General features: G+C 71.7%; 21 protein-coding genes. 12 read left to right on the forward strand and 9 right to left on the reverse strand.

Features of this window, described 5'->3' with window-relative positions; all coding sequences use genetic code 11:
• Positions 1-4: 4 nt before the first annotated feature.
• The gene (locus SM418_RS34265; protein WP_371945723.1) at positions 5-853 is read right to left on the reverse strand and encodes an NAD-dependent epimerase/dehydratase family protein; all 849 of its coding nucleotides are present in this window, start codon (positions 851-853) and stop codon (positions 5-7) included.
• Between the two features lie 245 nt (positions 854-1,098).
• Between SM418_RS34265 and SM418_RS34270 the strand changes: the two genes are divergently transcribed.
• The gene (locus SM418_RS34270; RefSeq protein ID WP_371945722.1) at positions 1,099-1,611 is read left to right on the forward strand and encodes an O-acetyl-ADP-ribose deacetylase; all 513 of its coding nucleotides are present in this window, start codon (positions 1,099-1,101) and stop codon (positions 1,609-1,611) included.
• Positions 1,612-1,689: 78 nt separating this feature from the next.
• Here the strand turns inward: SM418_RS34270 and SM418_RS34275 are convergent, their stop codons facing one another.
• From SM418_RS34275 to SM418_RS34285, 3 genes are all read right to left on the reverse strand, one after another.
• Positions 1,690-2,151 (reverse strand): universal stress protein, encoded by a 462-nt coding sequence (locus SM418_RS34275; RefSeq protein WP_371945721.1) that lies wholly within the window; start codon positions 2,149-2,151, stop codon positions 1,690-1,692.
• A gap of 63 nt (positions 2,152-2,214) precedes the next feature.
• Positions 2,215-3,000 (reverse strand): TIGR03084 family metal-binding protein, encoded by a 786-nt coding sequence (locus tag SM418_RS34280; protein WP_371945720.1) that lies wholly within the window; start codon positions 2,998-3,000, stop codon positions 2,215-2,217.
• Positions 3,001-3,067: 67 nt separating this feature from the next.
• Positions 3,068-4,669, reverse strand: coding sequence for an AMP-binding protein (locus SM418_RS34285; RefSeq protein ID WP_371945719.1), 1,602 nt, complete (start codon positions 4,667-4,669; stop codon positions 3,068-3,070).
• Between the two features lie 166 nt (positions 4,670-4,835).
• Between SM418_RS34285 and SM418_RS34290 the strand changes: the two genes are divergently transcribed.
• Positions 4,836-5,669, forward strand: coding sequence for a class I SAM-dependent methyltransferase (locus SM418_RS34290; protein WP_371945718.1), 834 nt, complete (start codon positions 4,836-4,838; stop codon positions 5,667-5,669).
• A gap of 3 nt (positions 5,670-5,672) precedes the next feature.
• Here the strand turns inward: SM418_RS34290 and SM418_RS34295 are convergent, their stop codons facing one another.
• Positions 5,673-6,431 carry an SDR family NAD(P)-dependent oxidoreductase gene (locus tag SM418_RS34295; RefSeq protein ID WP_371945717.1) on the reverse strand — a complete coding sequence of 253 codons (759 nt, stop codon included), beginning with the start codon at positions 6,429-6,431 and terminating at the stop codon, positions 5,673-5,675.
• A gap of 155 nt (positions 6,432-6,586) precedes the next feature.
• On the opposite strand from SM418_RS34295, the gene mshA reads away from it, so the two are divergent.
• The 4 genes from mshA (at position 6,587) to SM418_RS34315 (ending at position 9,904) form a co-directional block, all read left to right on the forward strand.
• Complete coding sequence (gene mshA / locus SM418_RS34300; RefSeq protein WP_371945716.1) at positions 6,587-7,903, forward strand: D-inositol-3-phosphate glycosyltransferase; 1,317 nt, start codon at positions 6,587-6,589, stop codon at positions 7,901-7,903.
• Between the two features lie 50 nt (positions 7,904-7,953).
• Positions 7,954-8,457 carry a type III secretion system chaperone family protein gene (locus SM418_RS34305; protein ID WP_371945715.1) on the forward strand — a complete coding sequence of 168 codons (504 nt, stop codon included), beginning with the start codon at positions 7,954-7,956 and terminating at the stop codon, positions 8,455-8,457.
• A gap of 28 nt (positions 8,458-8,485) precedes the next feature.
• The gene (locus SM418_RS34310) at positions 8,486-9,313 is read left to right on the forward strand and encodes a phosphoglyceromutase (RefSeq protein ID WP_371945714.1); all 828 of its coding nucleotides are present in this window, start codon (positions 8,486-8,488) and stop codon (positions 9,311-9,313) included.
• Between the two features lie 231 nt (positions 9,314-9,544).
• Positions 9,545-9,904, forward strand: a complete 360-nt coding sequence (locus tag SM418_RS34315) for a hypothetical protein (protein WP_371945713.1) — start codon at positions 9,545-9,547, stop codon at positions 9,902-9,904.
• A 9-nt stretch (positions 9,905-9,913) separates the two neighbouring features.
• On the opposite strand, the gene SM418_RS34320 is transcribed toward SM418_RS34315, so the two are convergent.
• Positions 9,914-10,321: an ATP-binding protein gene (locus SM418_RS34320; protein ID WP_371945712.1), complete on the reverse strand. Its 408-nt coding sequence runs from the start codon at positions 10,319-10,321 to the stop codon at positions 9,914-9,916.
• A 75-nt stretch (positions 10,322-10,396) separates the two neighbouring features.
• On the opposite strand from SM418_RS34320, the gene SM418_RS34325 reads away from it, so the two are divergent.
• Both SM418_RS34325 and SM418_RS34330 read left to right on the forward strand, forming a co-directional pair.
• Positions 10,397-11,230 (forward strand): helix-turn-helix domain-containing protein, encoded by an 834-nt coding sequence (locus tag SM418_RS34325; RefSeq protein WP_371945711.1) that lies wholly within the window; start codon positions 10,397-10,399, stop codon positions 11,228-11,230.
• 26 nt (positions 11,231-11,256) lie between these two features.
• Entirely contained in the window at positions 11,257-11,514 is a 258-nt protein-coding gene (locus SM418_RS34330) for a DUF397 domain-containing protein (protein ID WP_371945710.1), read from the forward strand.
• Between the two features lie 470 nt (positions 11,515-11,984).
• Here the strand turns inward: SM418_RS34330 and phoU are convergent, their stop codons facing one another.
• The gene (phoU, locus tag SM418_RS34335; protein ID WP_371945709.1) at positions 11,985-12,647 is read right to left on the reverse strand and encodes a phosphate signaling complex protein PhoU; all 663 of its coding nucleotides are present in this window, start codon (positions 12,645-12,647) and stop codon (positions 11,985-11,987) included.
• Between the two features lie 192 nt (positions 12,648-12,839).
• On the opposite strand from phoU, the gene SM418_RS34340 reads away from it, so the two are divergent.
• Entirely contained in the window at positions 12,840-14,045 is a 1,206-nt protein-coding gene (locus SM418_RS34340) for a sensor histidine kinase (protein ID WP_371945708.1), read from the forward strand.
• Positions 14,046-14,050: 5 nt separating this feature from the next.
• On the forward strand, positions 14,051-14,722 hold the full coding sequence (locus SM418_RS34345; RefSeq protein ID WP_504230353.1) for a winged helix-turn-helix domain-containing protein: 672 nt from the start codon (positions 14,051-14,053) through the stop codon (positions 14,720-14,722).
• Between the two features lie 73 nt (positions 14,723-14,795).
• Here SM418_RS34345 and SM418_RS34350 read toward each other — a convergent pair whose 3' ends face one another.
• Complete coding sequence (locus SM418_RS34350; RefSeq protein WP_371945706.1) at positions 14,796-15,719, reverse strand: hypothetical protein; 924 nt, start codon at positions 15,717-15,719, stop codon at positions 14,796-14,798.
• 210 nt (positions 15,720-15,929) lie between these two features.
• Positions 15,930-16,700, reverse strand: a complete 771-nt coding sequence (locus tag SM418_RS34355; protein ID WP_371945705.1) for a hypothetical protein — start codon at positions 16,698-16,700, stop codon at positions 15,930-15,932.
• Between the two features lie 350 nt (positions 16,701-17,050).
• On the opposite strand from SM418_RS34355, the gene SM418_RS34360 reads away from it, so the two are divergent.
• Positions 17,051-17,533 carry a CarD family transcriptional regulator gene (locus SM418_RS34360; protein ID WP_067634555.1) on the forward strand — a complete coding sequence of 161 codons (483 nt, stop codon included), beginning with the start codon at positions 17,051-17,053 and terminating at the stop codon, positions 17,531-17,533.
• A gap of 34 nt (positions 17,534-17,567) precedes the next feature.
• Entirely contained in the window at positions 17,568-18,038 is a 471-nt protein-coding gene (ispF, locus tag SM418_RS34365; protein WP_371945704.1) for a 2-C-methyl-D-erythritol 2,4-cyclodiphosphate synthase, read from the forward strand.
• Positions 18,039-18,105: the final 67 nt, after the last annotated feature.

The following is an 18,105-nucleotide window of genomic DNA, read 5'->3' on the forward strand; positions in this document are numbered from 1 at the left end:
CCGGTTAGTCGGCCGGGGCGTCCATCTGGGCGAAACCCGTGCGCCACGACGTGATCCGCGGCTTCCAGCCGAGGCTCAGCGCCTTCGCGTTGGACACCGGGCGGCCCGTCGTCGCGGCGTGCTTCCCGGCGCTGCCCGGCTGCGGGGCGCCGATGGCCGCGCCGTAGACGGGCAGCCAGTCCGCGGTGGTCGCGGGCTCGTCGTCCACGACGTTGACGGCCCCGGCCGGCCAGTCGAGGGCCGTGAGCGCCGCCGACGCCGCGTCATCGGCGTGCACGAACGACGTCCACGACGGCGCCGGACGCAGCGTGCCCGCCCGCACCCGCTCGGCGATCGCGCCGTCGGGGGCGTACCACGTCCCCGGCCCGTAGAGCGCGCCGTACCGCAGCACCACGCCGCGCGGCATCTCGCCGACCGCCTCCTCCAGCGCCGCGACGCCCCCGTACGGGGGCAGCGACGGGTCGAGCGGGTCGGTCTCGACGGCCGGCGCGTCGCCCGGGACGTACAGCCACGCGATGCTCTGCGCGATCATCGTCTCGACGCCGGCGTCCTTCGCGGCGTCGACCAGGTTGCGGGTGCCGGTGATCCGCAGCTGCGAGTTGGCTGGGAAGTCCTCCGCGCTGAGATCGGTGAGCTGGTGGATCACGGCGTCCGGGCGCTCGGCCGCGACGGCGTCGCGCACCGCCGGGCCGTCGAGCACGTCCACGACGACCGGCGCGGCGCCGAGATCGCGGAGCAGGCCGGCCCGTTCGGACCGGCGGGTCGTGCCGGTCACCTCGTGGCCCGCCTGGACGAGCAGCGGGATCAGCCGGCGACCGACCACTCCGGTCGCTCCGGCGAGGAGAATCTTCAAGGGGGTACCTCCGCGACTGTCACGCCTTTGTGAGATCGTCTTTTGAAAGATCGTCTTCTGTATCGCGCCTGGCGTTCGGCATGGGATCCCCTGCGTCCGGCCGGACGAACTCGGACGAGCCGCACCACCCCGGAGCATCGTCCGCCATGAGCGTACCGCCGGGAACCGCCCGACCGCGTTTCACGTGCGGCGCGGATGAGAATTCATGTCATCTGACGGGTCCGGCCAAAGCGGAGGAAGTACACATGAAGATCAGTCTCGTCCGGGGAGACATCACCGAGCAGGCGGTCGACGCGGTCGTGAACGCGGCCAACTCGTCGCTGCTCGGGGGCGGCGGGGTGGACGGCGCGATCCACCGCAGAGGCGGCCCGGAGATCCTGGACGAGTGCCGCAAGCTGCGCGCGTCCCACTACGGCGGCGGCCTGCCGACCGGCCAGGCGGTCGCGACGACGGCCGGGCGGCTGCCCGCCCGCTGGGTGATCCACACCGTCGGCCCCGTGTACTCCCCGTCCGAGGACCGCTCCGGCCAGCTGATCTCCTGCTACCGCGAGTCCCTCCGCGTCGCCGACGAGCTGGGCGTCGGCACGATCGCCTTCCCGGCCGTGTCGGCGGGCATCTACGGGTGGCCCATGGACGACGCCGCCCGCATCGCCGTCGGCACCGTCCGCGCCACCTCGACCCAGGTCGTCGAAGCCCGCTTCGTCCTCTTCGCGGACGACGCCTACGCGGCCTTCGAACGCGTGGCCGGCCTGCCCTAGCCGCGCTCGTTGCCGGGGGGGCGCCCCCCACGTCCCCCGGCAGGACGGCATGCCGTCGCCTTCCGGCTCGGGCGCCGGTCAGTCCTTCTTCGGCGGCGGCACCACCAGGACCGGGCGGTGCGCGTGGTGCAGGACGCGGGTCGAGACGCTGCCGAGGATCACCGACCGGGCGCCCGCGAGGCCGCGCGAGCCCGTGATGATCAGGGACGCGTTCAGCTCGTCCGCGACGTCCACGATGGCGGCCCACACCGGCCCGCCGCCGCGCTCGGCGCGCGTCGTGACCTTGGTCAGCCCGCCGGACCGGGCGAGCTCGGCGCCCTTCTCGGCGAGCTGCTCGGCCTGCTTCTCCTCCTCGTACTTGTCACCCGGGGCCTCGGGGGCGACCGGCGCCACGGCGGCGATCGGCGCCCAGACGACCTGCGTCAGCAGCGGCTCCCACACCGTCATGATCACGGTCGGCTCGTCCTTGAGGTGGCGCGCGGCGTACTCGACCGCGGCCTGTGCGTCGTCAGAACCGTCAAATGCAATCAGAACTGTCATAGGACAAGCATGTCCAAGATCACTTGCAGCCGAACCCGTTTCCGCCGGTCAGTGGCCGATCTCTCAGCCGGACGCCGGGGCGCGGCCGGAGCCGGGCGGACCGGCGAACGCCTGCGCGACGTCCAGCCAGCGGCCGGCGTCCGGGCCGGTCGCGACGAGGGCCAGGTCGGCGGGGTGGCGGCGCTGGGTGACGGCGTGGCAGAAGTCGAGCGCGGGGCCGGTCACGGACTGGCGGGCGTCCGGCGGGCCCCACGTCCACTCCTCGCCGCCCGGCCCTTCGAGGACGACGCGGAACTCCTCGGCGGGCGGCTCCAGGCCCCGGTTGCGGTAGGCGAAGTCGCGGGTCCGGACGCCGATGTGGGCGACGTGCCGGAGCCGGCGGGTCGGCTCGCGCCGGACGCCGAGCGCGTCGGCGACGTCCTCGCCGTGCGCCCACGTCTCCATCAGCCGCGCGGTGGCGAGCGTCGCGGCGCCCATCGGCGGGCCGAACCAGGGGAGGCGCGCGCCGGACGGGACGGCGGCGAGCGCGTCCACGACCCGGCGGCGCCCGTCGCGCCAGCGGGCGAGCAGGTCGGCGGGGTCCTCCTTCGCGCCCTCCCGCGCGCCCGATTCCACGTAGCCGGGGTCGGCGGAAGCCTGCCGGACGAGTTCGGCGAACGCGCCGGCGTCGGTGGCGGCGACGATCGCCTGGTCGTCCGTCCAGGCGAGGTGGGCGATCTGGTGCGCGACCGTCCAGCCCTCGGCCGGGGTCGGGTCCGCCCAGCGGGCGGCCGGCAGCGGCGCGACCAGGGCGTCCACGGTGTCGCCCTCGGTGGTGAGGTCGGCGAGCAGGGAGTGCAGATCCGGCATTCCGCCAGGATCGCCCGCCGCGGCGCCGCCGGTACAGGACGGGGACCTACAAGCCGAACGGGATTCTTTAGTGGAGGAGGGCTCGGGCGGCGGCGTAGTCGGCCTTGCCGTTCGGCAGGCGCAGGCTCCCGTCCGTGCGGACGAACGCCTTCGGGATCTTGTAGCGGGCCAGGTGGGCGGCGCAGCCCTCGCGCAGCTCCTCGTCGGACGGGGCGCCGGCGGGGGCGAGCACCGCGACGATCTCCGTCCCCCAGCGCTCGCTCGGCCGGCCGACGACCAGCGCGTCCGCGACGCCGGGGAGCCCGCGCAGCACGGCCTCGACCTCCTCCGCGAACACCTTCTCGCCGCCGGTGTTGATCGTCGTGGCCTCCCGCCCGTGGACCTCCACGGTGCCGTCCGCGAGCAGCCGCGCCCGGTCGCCCGCGACGACCAGCCGCTCGCCGTCCAGGGTGAGGAACGTGGACGCGGTCTTCACCGGGTCGCCGAGGTAGCCGAGCGGGATCGAGTCCCCGCCCTTGGCCAGCCAGCCCGTCTCGTCCTCGCCGGGCGCGAGGCGCCGGGACCGGTCGGCCGACAGCACGGCCGTCCCCGGCTGCGCCGCGAAGGACCGCGCCGACGAGCCGCTCCGGGTCACCTGGAAACCGGACTCCGACGACCCGAGGACGTCCACGATCCGGGAGTGGGGGAGGAGTTCGAGCATCCGCGCCTTCACGCCGGGGCTGATCGCGGCGGCCGAGTTCACGAACGAGCGCAGGGCGCCGAGGTCGTGCGGGCGGGCCTCCAGCGCCTCGACGATCGGGCGGGCGAAGGCGTCCCCGACCAGCGGCATCCGGGTGACGCGCTCGCGCTCGGCGGTCGCCATCAGGTCGGCGGCGTCCAGGCCGTCGACCCGGTCGGGGAACACCACGCACCCGCCGCCGCACCACGCGCCGAGCGAGGACCACGTGCCCGCGCCGTGCATCAGCGGCGGGCCGACCAGTACCCGCACGTCGCTGCGGACGGCCCGCGCGACGGCCTCGTCGAGATCGGTGACCGGCGCCCCGTCGCGGCGCCGCAGGCCGAGCGGGCCGAGCATCAGGTCGCCGATCCGCCACAGGACGCCCTTCGGCATGCCCGTCGTGCCGCCGGTGTAGAGGATGTGCAGGTCGTGCGCGTCGGGCCGCACGGGCAGCGGGTCCGAGGACGCCTTGACGAGGGCTTCCTCGTAGTCGAGCGCGCCGGGCAGGAGCGGGGCGGCGGACTCGTCGGCGACCTGGAGGAGCAGCGGGCGCTCGCCGAGCCGCTCGACGACCCGTCCGATGGCGCCGGCGAACCGCGCGTGGTAGATCACGGCCGCGGGGCGGGCGTCGCCGAACAGGTGGGCGAGCTCGTCGTCCACGTACCGGTAGTTGACGTTGAACGGCGCGACCCGCGCCTTGTGGGCGGCGACCAGGCCCTCCAGGTACTCCGGGCCGTTGTGCAGGTAGAGCGCGAGATGGTCGTGCGGCGACTCCCACGGCTCGGCCGCCGTGCCGCGCAGGCCGAGGCCGTGCCCGTGCAGGACGTTCGCCAGCCGCCGCGTCCGGTCGGCGGTCTCCCGCCAGGTGACCCGGTGGTCGCGCCACACCAGGCACTCGCGGTCGGGGATCGCGGCGGCGATGGCCTCGTGCAGGGTCGCCAGGTCGAGCATCGGCACTCTCCTCGGGGGGACGGCGTCGGCAGCACCGTAACCGATAACTTACCGAATCACGTTCGGCGGGTCGGCCGCCAGGTGCCGCAGCGGACGGACCGGCCCAGCTGGACGTACAGGGCGCTGGACGTACAGGGCATAGGAGGTCACAAGGAACAATTGCCGAGTGCCCCCAGCCATGAAGCCGCGAGGCGAGGTGACTCGCGGCACCACCGCCCCCAACCGGCTGCGCCGCGTCGACCGCTGGATCACCGCCACCCAGACCGGCCCGCTGCGCACCGGCGGACGCCCGCTCGCCGTCGACCTCGGCTACGGCGCCTCCCCGGTCACCACGTTCGAGCTCTACACCCGGCTGCGCGCCGTCGCGCCGCGCCTGGAGGTCGTCGGCATCGAGATAGAGCCGGAACGGGTCGCCGCCGGGCACGCCCTCCTCGCGGCACTGAACGAACCCGGCCGGGGGTACGAGGGGCTGTCGTTCCGGCGCGGCGGGTTCGAGTTGCCGGTTCCGCGCCCGCCCGCGCTGGTCAGGGCGTTCAACGTCCTGCGGCAGTACGACGAGCAGGCGGCCTGGCACGCATGGGACGATCTGCGCGCGCGTCTGGCGCCCTCGGGCGTCCTCGTGGAAGGCACGTGCGACGAGATCGGACGGCGCGCAGTATGGGTGACCCTGACCAAAGACGGGCCCCAGTCCATCACGTTCGCGGCCCATCTGCGCTCGCTCGAACGTCCGTCCGTGCTTGCCGAACGGCTCCCGAAGACGCTGATCCACCGGAACGTGCCGGGCGAGCCCGTCCACGCTTTGCTGACCGCGTTCGACCGCTGCTGGGCGACGGCCGCGCCGCTGTCCGCGTTCGGCCCCCGCGCCCGCTGGGTCGAGGCGGTGTCGCTGTTGGCGCAGACCCATCCGGTCCTGACACGTCCTCCCTATGGGGGACGAAACCGGTGGCGTCTCGGTGAGGTCACTCTCCCCTGGACGGCAGTCGCGCCCGCCCACGGGTGAGTGCTACTCCCGGTGAAGCTTGTAGGGAGCGGCCTGCACGCGCGGCTGGACGTCGATCCGGTCGATGTTCACGTGCGGCGGACGGGTCACGGCCCACGCGACGCAGTCGGCGACGTCCTCGGCGACCAGCGGCTCCGCGACGCCCTCGTACGGCTTGGCGGCCTGCTCCGCGTCCCCGCGGAACCGGACCAGCGAGAACTCCTCCGTGTGCACCATCCCCGGCGCGATCTCGGTGATGCGGACCGGCTCGGCGACCAGTTCGAGACGCATCACGTCGTTGACCGCGTACGCGGCGTGCTTGGCCGCGTTGTACCCGCCGCCGCCCTCGTACGGGACGTGCGCGGCGAGCGAGGTGATGTTCACCACGTGACCCGCGCCGCTCCCGATCAGCTTCGGCAGCAGGGCCTTCGTGACCCGGACGAGCCCGAGGACGTTCGTGTCGTACATGGTCTGCCAGTCGGCGAGGTCGGCGGTCGCGACGCTGTCCAGGCCGACGGCTCCGCCCGCGTTGTTGACCAGGACATGGCAGGTGTCCACCGCCGCCGCGAGCGCGTCCACCGACTCCTGCGACGTCACGTCCAGCGTCACGGGCGCCACCTTCCCGGCGCCCGGCACGGCCTCGGCGATCTCCTCGGCGAGGGCGTCGAGGCGGTCGCGCCGCCGCGCGGCGAGCACGACGTTGAACCCCTCCGCCGCCAGGCGCTTCGCCGTGGCGGCCCCGATCCCGCTGCTGGCCCCGGTCACTATCGCGGTCTTACGCATGCGTCCAGGATCGCAGGTGGGGGACCGTGGGTCGGCGGCGCCGGCGGGCGGGATGTCGGTGAAGTCCGTCACTGTCGCGATACATGACGATTGCCGCCCTTGTTGAGGGAACACCTCGCGCGGTCGATAGGTTGCACAACCGGAGGTGGTGTGCAGTGTCGCGTCGTATCAACCGGGTTGCGACGGTCAGTGTTCATACATCCCCCCTTGACCAACCTGGTACGGGCGACGCGGGCGGCATGAACGTCTACATCGTCGAAGTCGCCCGGCGGCTGGCCGCGAGGGGCGTGGAAGTAGACATCTTCACCCGCGCGACCTCGCGGGCCCTGCCTCCGGTCGTCGAACTCGCCCCGGGCGTCCTCGTCCGGAACGTCGTCGCCGGGCCGTTCGAGGAACTGGACAAGACCGAACTGCCCCGGCATCTGTGCGGCTTCACGTCCGGGGTCCTGCGCGTCGAGGCCGCCCACGACCCCGGCCACTACGACCTCCTGCACACGCACTACTGGCTCTCCGGGCAGGCCGGATGGGCGGTCAAGCAGCGGTGGGGCGTGCCGCTCGTCCACTCCATGCACACGATGGCGAAGGTCAAGAACGCCGCCCTCGCGGACGACGACAAGCCCGAGCCCGCCGAACGCGTCCTCGGCGAGGAGCAGGTCGTGGCCTCCTCCGACCAGCTCGTCGCCAACACCTCCAAGGAGGCCCACGAACTCGTCGGCCTCTACGACGCCGACCCCGCCCGGGTCGCGACGGTCAGCCCCGGCGTCGACCTCTCCCTCTTCCGTCCCGAGTCGCCGATCCTCGCCCGCAGCACCGGGCTCCTCCCGCACCGCACCGGCCCCGCCCGCCGCCGCCTCGGCCTGCCCCGCGACGCGTACGTGCTGCTGTTCGTCGGCCGGATCCAGCCGCTCAAGGCGCCGGACGTCCTGCTGCGCGCCGTCGCCCGCATGCTCGCCGACGACCCGGCGCTGCGCTCGAAACTCGTCGTCGCCGTCGTCGGCGGCCCGTCCGGTTCCGGCCGCTGCCGCCCCGAAGGGCTCCAGTCCCTGGCCGCCCGGCTCGGCATCTCCGACGTCATGCGCTTCGAGCCGCCGAGCCCGCAGGCCGAGCTGGCCGACTGGTACCGGGCCGCGGACGTCACCGTCGTCCCGTCCCACAGCGAGTCGTTCGGGCTCGTCGCCGTCGAGTCGCAGGCGTGCGGGACGCCCGTCGTCGCGTCCCGCGTCGGCGGCCTGTGCACGGCCGTCGCGGACGGCGAGTCCGGGGTGCTGATCTCCGGCCACGACCCGGCCGACTACGCCGCCGTCCTGCGCCGCCTGCACGCCGAACCGGGGCTGCACGCCCGCCTCGCCCGCGGCGCCGTCCGACACGCGGACGGCTTCGGCTGGGACGCCACCGTCGACCGCCTCCTCGACGTGTATACCGGTGCCATGACGATCCCCGCCGGTCCTGTTACCGCCGAGGCCACAGCATGAGCGCAGCGAACCGGGGGGCGCGGGGGGGCGTCCCCCCGCAGGAGACGGGAATGAGCGAAGGCATGAGTCACGCCGAGACCATCAGGGAGGCGCTCAAGGCGGCCGAGCTGGAGTTCGACGAGCCGCGCGAGAAGGCGTTCTTCGTCAAGCTCCCCGGGCAGCACAAGCTCGCCACCATGACGTGGCTGATCGTCGGCGACCACTCCCTGCACGTCGAGGCGTTCTTCTGCCGCCGTCCCGACGAGAACCACGCCGAGTTCTACCGGTTCCTGCTGGAGAAGAACGGCCGCATGTACGGGGTCGCGTTCGCGCTGGACGACGTCGGCGACGTCCACCTCGTCGGGAAGCTCCCCCTCGACGCCATCTCGCCTGACGAGATCGACCGCATCCTCGGCTGCGTCCTCACCTACTCCGACGAGAACTTCGACAAGGCCCTCGAACGCGGGTTCAAGACGTCCATCCAGCGCGAGTGGGACTGGCGCGTCAAGCGCGGCGAGAGCCTCGCCAACCTCCAGGCGTTCGCCTCCTTCGCGGACCCGGCCAACCGCGAGTGACCCCTGAGGGGCCGATAGGCTCTGCGCCATGGCGACCTTGGTATTGCTCCGGCATGGCGAAAGCGTCTGGAACGCGGAAGGGCTGTTCACCGGCTGGGTGGACGTCGACCTGTCCGCTAAGGGCGAGAGTGAGGCGACCCGCGGCGGCGACCTGCTGCTCGACGCCGACATCACCCCCGACGTGGTGCACACCTCCCTGCTGAAGCGGGCCATCCGCACCGCCAACATCGCCCTGGACGTGGCCGACCTCCTCTGGATCCCCGTCAAGCGCTCCTGGCGGCTGAACGAGCGCCACTACGGCGCCCTCCAGGGCAAGAACAAGGCGCAGACGCGCGAGGAGTTCGGCGAAGAGCAGTTCATGACCTGGCGCCGCTCCTACGACACCCCGCCGCCGCCCATCAAGGACGACGACCCCCTCTCCCAGGTCAACGACCTCCGCTACGCCGAGCTGCCGTCCGAGCTGATCCCGCGCACGGAATGCCTCGCCGACGTCGTCGACCGGCTCCTGCCCTACTGGTACGACTCGGTCGTCCCCGACCTGGCCGCAGGCAAGACGGTCATGGTCGCCGCGCACGGCAACTCGCTCCGCGCCATGGTCAAGCACCTGGACGGCATCTCCGACGAGCAGATCGTCGGCCTCAACATCCCGACCGGCATCCCGCTCGTGTACGAGCTGGACGACGACTTCTCCCCGCTCAAGCGCGGCGGCGAGTACCTCGACCCGGCCGCCGCCAGGGCCGCCATCGAGGCCGTCAAGAACCAGGGCGGCGCCAAGCCCGGCTCCCCGAAGCCCCCCGCGAAGGACGCCAAGGACACCAAGCCCAAGGGCAGAACAAGGCGCGGCCGCAAAAAGTAACGCGCGGGAACCGGCGAGCCCACCACACACACAACCGCGCCCGCCCCCTCCGTTGACCTGCGGCATGTTGCTGTTATGGATAGCCGAATAACAACAACACGCCGCAGGTCAACGAACCTGCGGGCCGCTGAGTAGGTGTGGCGTCTGGAATGAGTATTTGCGCCCTGTCTCGTCTACGGCTGTCCGGGCGACGATGAACGTGATCGCACACGGACATCGAGGAGCGCGAGGATGGCTTACCAGACCGCGACGCCCGCGGACCAGAGCAACAAGATCTCGCTAGGGGCCGTGCTCACGCTGCCCGTGCTGTTCGTGCTGGCCGGGGTCCTAGTGCTGTTCAACCTGCTGATGTCAGCCCTGGTGCTCACGGGCCCGGACTCCTGCGGTGAGGTCTCCTGCTCGGGCAGCCCGCTGTTCGCCAAGATCTTCCTGGGCATCGCCATCGTCCCGGCGGTGGCGTCGATCGCGACCGTGTTCACCCTGCGGCCCTCGCGCTTCGGCATCCGCTGCGCGCTGATCGCCACCGCCCTCGCGGTCCCGGGCCTGGCGGACCTCATCACGATCTCCGCCACCCCCGACTGGTTCGCCTGACGGAACGGGTCAAGCGCGGGCGACCGTAAACCAGGTGAGCGTCCCGGGACCGTAAGGCATACTGCCCCACTCCTTCGCGAGCGCGTCGAGCAGGTGCAGGCCACGGCCGCTCTCCGCCTCGGCGGAGTCGGGCCTGCCGCGCGGAGCCGGGACGGACGTCGCCCCGCCCTCGTCCAGGATCTCGACCCGGAGAGCGTCGTCCAGCCCCAGCAGCTTGACCGCCACCCTGCCGCCGCCGGCACCGCCGCGGGTGAAGCGGATCGCGTTGCTGACGCACTCGCAGGCCAGCAACTCCGCGTCGTCGGCGATGGCGGGCGACCCATTGCGGACGAGCAGGCTCCGCACGTAATGCCGGGCGTCCGGCACCTCCTCGACCGCCCCGGGGAAGACGATGAGCCCGAGGAGGCGTCGACGCAAGGTGTTACTTGAAACCCATCAAATTCGATGACCGATTGGAGTTGATTCGTGGCAAAAGGTAGGCATATTCCGACGGTGGCGAGCGCCCGGCCGGCGCGGGAGCTGCGTGCCCGGCGTGAGAAGGCGGGCTTCAATCAGGAGGCCGTGGCCGAAGAGATGGGATGGGCCGAGAGCAAGCTCTACCGGATCGAGAACGACAAGAGCCGCGTCCTGCAGCGGGACGTGAAACGCCTGCTCAAGATGTACGGCGTCGAGGACGGTGAGGCCGAGGCGCTCGTCGAACTGGCACGGCTGGCCCGCGAGCCCGACTGGTGGCACCAGTACTCCGGTGCTATTCCGAAGTGGTTCCAGGTCTACGTCGTCTTGGAGGCGTCCGCGTCGCGGGTGCTCGAGTACCACTCGGAACTCGTGCCCGGCTATCTGCAGACCGAGGGGTACACGCGAGCGATCATGTCCACGGCGCCCGCCTCGGACACCGATGAGGAGATCGACGAGACGATCCCGGTGCGGGCGGCCCGGCAGGCCCGCCTCACCGCCGACGACCCGCCGGAGATCTGGGTCGTGCTCAACGAGGCCGTGGTGCGGCGGGTCGTCGGTGGCCGGGCAGTGATGCGCGGCCAGATCGAGCACTTGCTGAAGATGGCGAAACTCCGCAACGTGACTCTCCAGGTCTTGCCTTTCTCGACCGGGGAGCACGGCGCCATGCACGGGTCGTTCTCACTGCTGGAGTTCCCGGCGCCGGACGACCCGGACAAGGTCTACCTGGAGCAGCAGATCGGCGGCGTCTACAGCCAAAAGCCGGACGAGGTCGCCGGGTATAAGCTGATATTCGGCCACTTGCGCGCTCAAGCGCTCGGCCCCGAACAGACGATCGCCCTGTTGCGCGAGGTGGCCGTTGACTTGGCCTAGGCAGGACTGAGCAAGGGGTGTCCTCGATGGACTGGCGCAAGAGTTCCCGCAGTGGCAACAACGGCGGTCATTGCGTCGAGGTGGCCGTGGTGCGCGGGTGTGACTGCGGGGTTGCGAACAAGGCGGGGGAGGAGTTCGTCGTCCTCGTCCGGGACAGCAAGAACCCGGAGCGGGAGCCGCAGGTGTTCACGGTGGCCGAGTGGGATGCGTTCCTGGACGGCGTCGGCAAGCGCGAGTTCGACTCGGCGCGCCTGATCGAGGACTTCACAGCACCCGTTGCCTGAGTTCGCAGGTGCGGTATCCAGCAAGGTTCACCTGACTTTCAGGTTCGCTCTTGAGCGTGTGCGCGAAGAAGGGCGGACTTCTTGCGTCGATGCACTGTGGTCGCTGTAGCGCTATTCGCGGGGGTGCTGGGCGGGTGCGGGACGGGTGGTCCGGGAGGGCGGGGCATGGAGGTTCGAGGGAACGACGGTCTGCAGGTGGCACGCAAAGAAGAGGCCACGGCGGCGTTGACCCGGCTCAGCGAGCACCTTCGGGGGGCGGGGTGGCGGGTCGCAGCGTTCAGCCGGCCGGCCGGCGGGATGTGGCGATTGCGGGTCGCGGCGCCGGAGGAAGGGTACGGCGCGGTTCTCGAAGCGCCCATTGCCGGAGGTGGGAGCGAGCACCGGATAGGTGTGAACGTCTCCTCTCCGTTTCCGGCATCCGGACGCGCTCCCGAAAGATCGGTCGTCGTAGGCCGTCCGGGCCAGGGGGGTCAGGGGTGGTCGGTGAGGTCTTCGGGGCGGCGGCCCGTTACCAGGTAGACGACGTTTTCGGCGACGTGGACGGCGTGGTCGGCGAAGCGTTCGAAGTAGCGGCCGGCGAGGGTGATGTCCACGGCCGGTTCGACGCCATGCGTCCATTTCGGGGACAGCAGGAGGTCGAACAGGCGCCGGTGCAGGCGGTCCATCTGGTCGTCGTCGGCGTCCAGTTCGAGGCCCCTCTCCACGTCCTGGGACGCGATCACGCTGCCCGTCTTGGCGATCATGCGTTCGGCGATCTGGCCCATCTCCAGGACGGTGGCCTGCAGTTCCGGCGGGACGGCCGACTCGGGGTGGCGGCGGCGCGCGGTCTTGGCGATGTGCACGGCGAGGTCGCCCATGCGCTCCAGGTCGCCGCTCATCCGCAGCGCCGTGATCAGCGTGCGCAGGTCGCCCGCGACGGGCTGCTGCCGCGCCATCAGGTCGAAGACCGTCGCCTCGATGCTCGCGTCGATCTTGTTGACGTGCTCGTCACCGCTGATGACCTCCTCCGCGAGCCGCAGGTCGGCGTCCAGCAGGGCGGTCACCGCCCGGGCCATCGCGGACCGGACGAGGCGGGTCATCTCCACCAGGCTGTCGGTGAGGGAGTCGAGTTCCTCGTGGTAGGCGTCGCGCAATTGAACTTCCTTCGATGTGACCCGGGGGCGGGGCGGACTCGTGAACCGGGGGCGGGGCGGACTCGCCCACGCCACAGCCTGCCCTGCCGGAATGAACGCATCCGGAGAGCAAGGTGAACTTTGGGGGAACGAGACCGTCCTGACCTGGACCGCTGGGAAGGGCAGGGCGGAACGCCGCTTACCATCCGAGGTGTGGAGGTCGAGATAGTCGCGAGCCTCGTCGGGCTCGCCGGGCTCGCGATCGGGCTCACTACCGGATTGGCGGTGCGCGTGAGCGAGCGAGCCCAGCGGACACCGGCGCCCGCGGCGCCCGTCGGGGCGCTGCCCCCCGGGGTCGCCTCGGTGCTCAGCGTCCTGCGATCCTCCGCCGTCGTCGTGGACGGCGAGGACCGCGTGCTGCGCGCCAGCTCCGCCGCACGGGCATACGGGCTGGTCAGCGGCGACCGTCTCGTGGTGGACGAGGTGCTCGCCATGACCAGGCTCGTCCGCCGGGACGGGGAGATCCGGGAGACCGAGATCCAGGTCGGGCCGACCGGCGCGCGGAGCCGCGCGGACGGACGCTGGTTCGCGGTCCGCGTCGCGCCGCTCGGATCGCACGGCCTCGTCCTCGTGCTGGCCGAGGACCTCACCGACATGCACCGCACCGAGGCGATCCGCCGCGACTTCGTGGCGAACGTCAGCCACGAGCTGAAGACCCCGGTGGGCGCGCTGTCGCTGCTCGCCGAGACCGTCGAGGGCGCCGCCGACGACCCGGAGGCCGTCCGCCGCTTCGCGGGCCGGATGCAGTACGAGTCGGTGCGGCTGACCAACCTCGTCCAGGACCTGATGACGCTGTCGCGGGTCCAGGGGGACGAGCCGCTGCCCGACCTGAAACCCGTCGACCTGGACGAGGTCATGGCGGAGGCGCTGGAGCGCTGCCAGTTCAAGGCCTCCGCCAAGGACATCGAGCTCGCGTCCGGCGGCGAGGACGGCCTGCACGTCCACGCCGACCAGGAACTGCTCGTCACCGCGGTGCGCAACCTCGTCGAGAACGCCGTCGCCTACAGCCCCGAGCACACCCGGGTCGTCGTGTCGACCCGGCGGTGCGACGACCGGCAGGTCGAGGTCAACGTGTCCGACCAGGGCATCGGCATCCCGGACGGAGAGATCGGCCGGATCTTCGAGCGCTTCTACCGGGTCGACCAGGCCCGCTCCCGGCAGACCGGCGGCACCGGGCTCGGTCTCGCCATCGTCAAGCACGTCACCGGCAAGCACGGCGGCGACGTGACCGTGTGGAGCAAGGAGGGGCACGGGTCGACGTTCACGATCCGGCTGCCGCTGCTCGACGCCCCGTACCGTTCCGCCGCAGGGACCGCAGACCAACCCCCAGAGACCACCGCCCGGGAGGCAACACCGTGACCCGCGTGCTCGTCGTGGAAGACGAGGAGTCGTTCAGCGACGCACTGTCGTACAACCTGCGCAAGGAGGGCTTCGAGGTGGCGGTCGCCGCCACCGGCCCGGACGCGCTGGACATCTTCGAGCGCAACGGTGCCGACCTCGTGCTGCTCGACCTGATGCTGCCCGGGCTGCCCGGTACCGAGGTGTGCCGGGAGCTGCGCGCCAAGTCCAACGTCCCGGTGATCATGCTGACCGCGAAGGACAGCGAGGTCGACAAGGTGGTCGGGCTGGAGCTCGGCGCCGACGACTACGTCACCAAGCCGTTCTCCACCCGGGAGCTGATCGCCCGGATGCGGGCCGTCCTGCGCCGCCAGGGCGAGGTGGACGAGCCGGCGCCCGCGACGCTGGAGGCCGGACCGGTCCGGATGGACGTCGAACGGCACGTCGTCAGCGTCGGCGGCGAAGGCGTCCAGCTGCCGCTGAAGGAGTTCGAGCTGCTGGAGGTGCTCCTCCGCAACGCCGGCCGCGTCCTGACCCGGATGCAGCTGATCGACCGCGTGTGGGGCGCCGACTACGTGGGCGACACGAAGACGCTGGACGTCCACATCAAGCGCCTCCGCGCCAAGGTCGAGGAGGCCCCGTCCACGCCGCGGTACATCGTGACCGTGCGCGGGCTGGGCTACAAGTTCGAGCCCTGACCGAAAAGGGGAACGGCCCGTCCGAGGTGGGACGGGCCGTTCTCGTATGCGCGGATCTCCGGGCGCGGGCCGGTCAGTGCCCGCCGGAACCCGGTGTGCTGGTCGCGCCGGGCGTCTCCGTGCTGCCCGGGGCGGGCGTGCCGGGCGCGCCGGGGGACGGGCTTCCCGTGGGGCTCCCCGACGGGCTCGCGGTGGCCCCGGGGGTGCCGGCCTGCGCGGACGGTGCGGCGGCCGGGTAGGTGGCGTAGTCCTGCTGGTGCGGCGCGACGGGCACCTGGAAGGTGATCGCGCCGGCGTGCTCGAACTGCATCCGCACGGGGACGGTCGCCCCGGCGATCAGTTCCTTGGTGAGGCCGGTGAGCACGACGAGCGGCTGGCCGCCCGGGCCGGGCGTCGCCGGAAGACCGCTCTCCTGCGGGCTCGTCGTGTCCTGCGACGTCGGCGTTCCGGTGGGGCTCGGCGACCCGGTGGGGCTCGGCGATCCGGTGGGGCTGGCCGTTCCGGTGGGGCTGGCCGTTCCGGTGGGGCTCGGCGTGCCGGACGGCTTCTTGGTCTGCGGACCGGACGGCGAGGGCGCGGGGCTCGCCGCCGTCGGCTTGCCGAGCAGCGAGACCATGCCGCCCATCCCGTCCGGCGAAGCGGCGGGGAGCGTGACGGCGCCGCCCGCGATCTTCGCCTGGCCGAAGGCGGGGGAGCTGACCGAGACCAGCCGGTCCTGGCTGCCCTTGACCCGGTTGATCAGCACGCCGTAGAGCGGCACGTCCGCCCCCGGCTTGAGCGGCTGACCGTCCTGGCCGCCCAGCAGGAACATGTTCTGCAGGTTGATCTGGGTCGCGGCCTTCTTGTCCTGCGGGATCGTCTCGTTGACGCCCTCGGTCAGCCGGGTGGGGGCGACGGACTGGGGTGACATGCCGGCGCCGCAGCCGGAGATCACCGGCGCGATCGCGACGGCGCCCGCGACGGCGAGCACGACCACTCGACGGCTGTTTCGGATCACGGCGTCGGTCTCCTCGCGAAATGTCATCAAATGGTGTGACGGCGGAACGTTGTGAGAGCGGCGTGAGATACGCCAGGGGAAGCGTAGCGAGACTCTCGCGCAGATCCTCCCCCGGGGTGGCCGACACGCCCCTTTTTCCGGTCGGCGCCGTCGGGCCGGCGCCGGAAGGTCGGTGTCGTCGGAGGGTGCCGGAGGATCGGGGTCGTCCGGTCAGCCGGTGCCGAGGGCCTCGACCCGGCCGGTGAGCTTGGGCCCCGGCCGAGGCGCACGGACGATCTCGGTGACGACGCCGTCCGGCTCCACGAACACGGCGGTGAGGCCGGTACCGGTCGGGCCGGGCGTGCCGGGTTCGGGGGCGTAGGCCGCGGCGAGGACGCCCTCCCGGTCTTCGAGGATCAGCGGCGCCCCGTCGTGGGCGGTCCCCGCGCACGCCTTCAGTTCCTTCAGCGACGTCGCCTTGCCGCCGCCGGCCGGACGCGGGTCGGCGACGAGCCAGAAGTTGAGGCCGTACTGCTGCGTCCTGCCCGCGAGCTCCGCCACCACGCTCTCGCACTCGTACCCGGGCGGGACGATGCCGATCACGCCGGGACGCAGGTCCTGCAGGGGGGTGGTCGTGCGGCCGTCCGCCACGAGGGCGACCTCCCGGTCCGGCAGCAGGCCGCCGAGCTTGCCGGGGCTCGCGGACGGGCGGGGCGCGAGCTGCGCGCCCGTCGGGCGGGGCACCGGACGCGGGCCGAACGCCGTCATGAGGACGCCGCTGAGCAGCGCCACCAGCAGCGCGCCGGCGATGATCGGGATCGCGACGCCGAACCGGGTCACCGGCCGGGCCAGCCGCCGGGCCCGCCGCCTGCGCCGCCGGCGCCGTTCCTCGCGGTGGTAGGCGACCATGTCGCGCTCGAGTTCGCGGGCGTCATCGGGCACGACGACGTCAACGTGCGGAAGCCCGTAGTCGTCGGGCTCCGGGTCGCCGTCCGGCCTCACGCGCCACCTCCCTCGCGGGTCGCGTTCCACGGGCCGCCGTCCTCTTTCGGACCCTTCCGGGCGCTTCGTACCCGCGCCGCCCGGCATGCTCACCTCCAGTATGGACGGCTTCCGGGCGGTCGGCGGGACCGGATGCTTGTCACGGGGGCCCCTTACCGGTAATGGTGTTTCGAGGGGGCCTCGGTGATCTCTCGGCTACGCTGAGTGGGGAGAACTGGACGTTGATGCACCATTAAAGGGCTTTGTCAATAGCCCAATATGCGGTTTGACCTGCGCATATGCCTGGAAGGCCGGTTCAGCCATGCTCGTTTCCGTGCTACCCTGGTTCTAGCGGAAGGGGTACTTGTCACATGACTTTCCAGGTCGGCGACACCGTCGTCTACCCCCACCATGGGGCTGCTCGGATCGAGGCCATCGAGACTCGCACCATCAAGGGTGAGGACAGGACCTATCTGGTTCTGAAGGTTGACAAGGGTGACCTGACAGTGCGGGTCCCGGTCGAGAACGTCGAGGACGTGGGCGTCCGGGACGTCGTCGGCCAGGAGGGGCTTGAGAAGGTGTTCGAAGTGCTTCGCGCACCCTACACCGAGGAGCCCACCAACTGGTCGCGCCGCTACAAGGCGAACCTTGAGAAGCTCGCGTCCGGTGACGTCAACAAGGTCGCCGAGGTCGTCCGCGACCTCTGGAGGCGCGACAGGGAACGCGGTCTGTCCGCCGGCGAGAAGCGGATGCTCGCGAAGGCGCGGCAGATCCTGGTCAGCGAGCTCGCGCTCGCCGAGAAGACCAACGAGGACAAGGCAGAGGCCCTGCTCGACGAGGTCCTGGCCAGCTGAGCGGCCGACCGAGTTGACCGAGCGGCTTCCACGGGTGGGCGTCGGAACCGACGTCCACCCGTTCTCGTCCTCCCCGCGCCCTCTGCGGGTCGCGGGGCTCGACTGGCCCGGTGAAGGCCACGGCCTGGCCGGCCACTCGGACGGCGACGTCGCAGCGCACGCCGCGTGCGACGCTCTCCTGTCGGCGTGCGGCCTCGGCGACCTGGGCGCCGTCTTCGGCACGGCCGACCCTCGCTGGTCCGGCGCGTCCGGAGCCGACCTCCTGCGGGAGGTGGCCCGCCTCGTCGCCGAAGCAGGCTTCACCATCGGCAACGTGGCCATCCAGATCATCGGCAACCGTCCCAAGATCGGCAAACGCCGTGCCGAAGCCGAGAAGACCCTCACCGAAGCCATCTCCGGCGCCCCGGTGACGATCTCGGCGACCACCACGGACGGCCTGGGGCTGACCGGCCGGGGCGAGGGCCTGGCGGCGATAGCCACCGCCCTGGTGCTTCCCCCGCTCTGACCAACCGAGCCGTTGTAGCTCGCCGTGCAGAGAGCCATAGCGTCGTTCCGGGAATGACAGTGGCCGG

This window comes from Actinomadura chokoriensis, from assembly GCF_041463665.1.
GTDB classification, from domain to species: Bacteria; Actinomycetota; Actinomycetes; order Streptosporangiales; family Streptosporangiaceae; genus Spirillospora; species Spirillospora chokoriensis_A.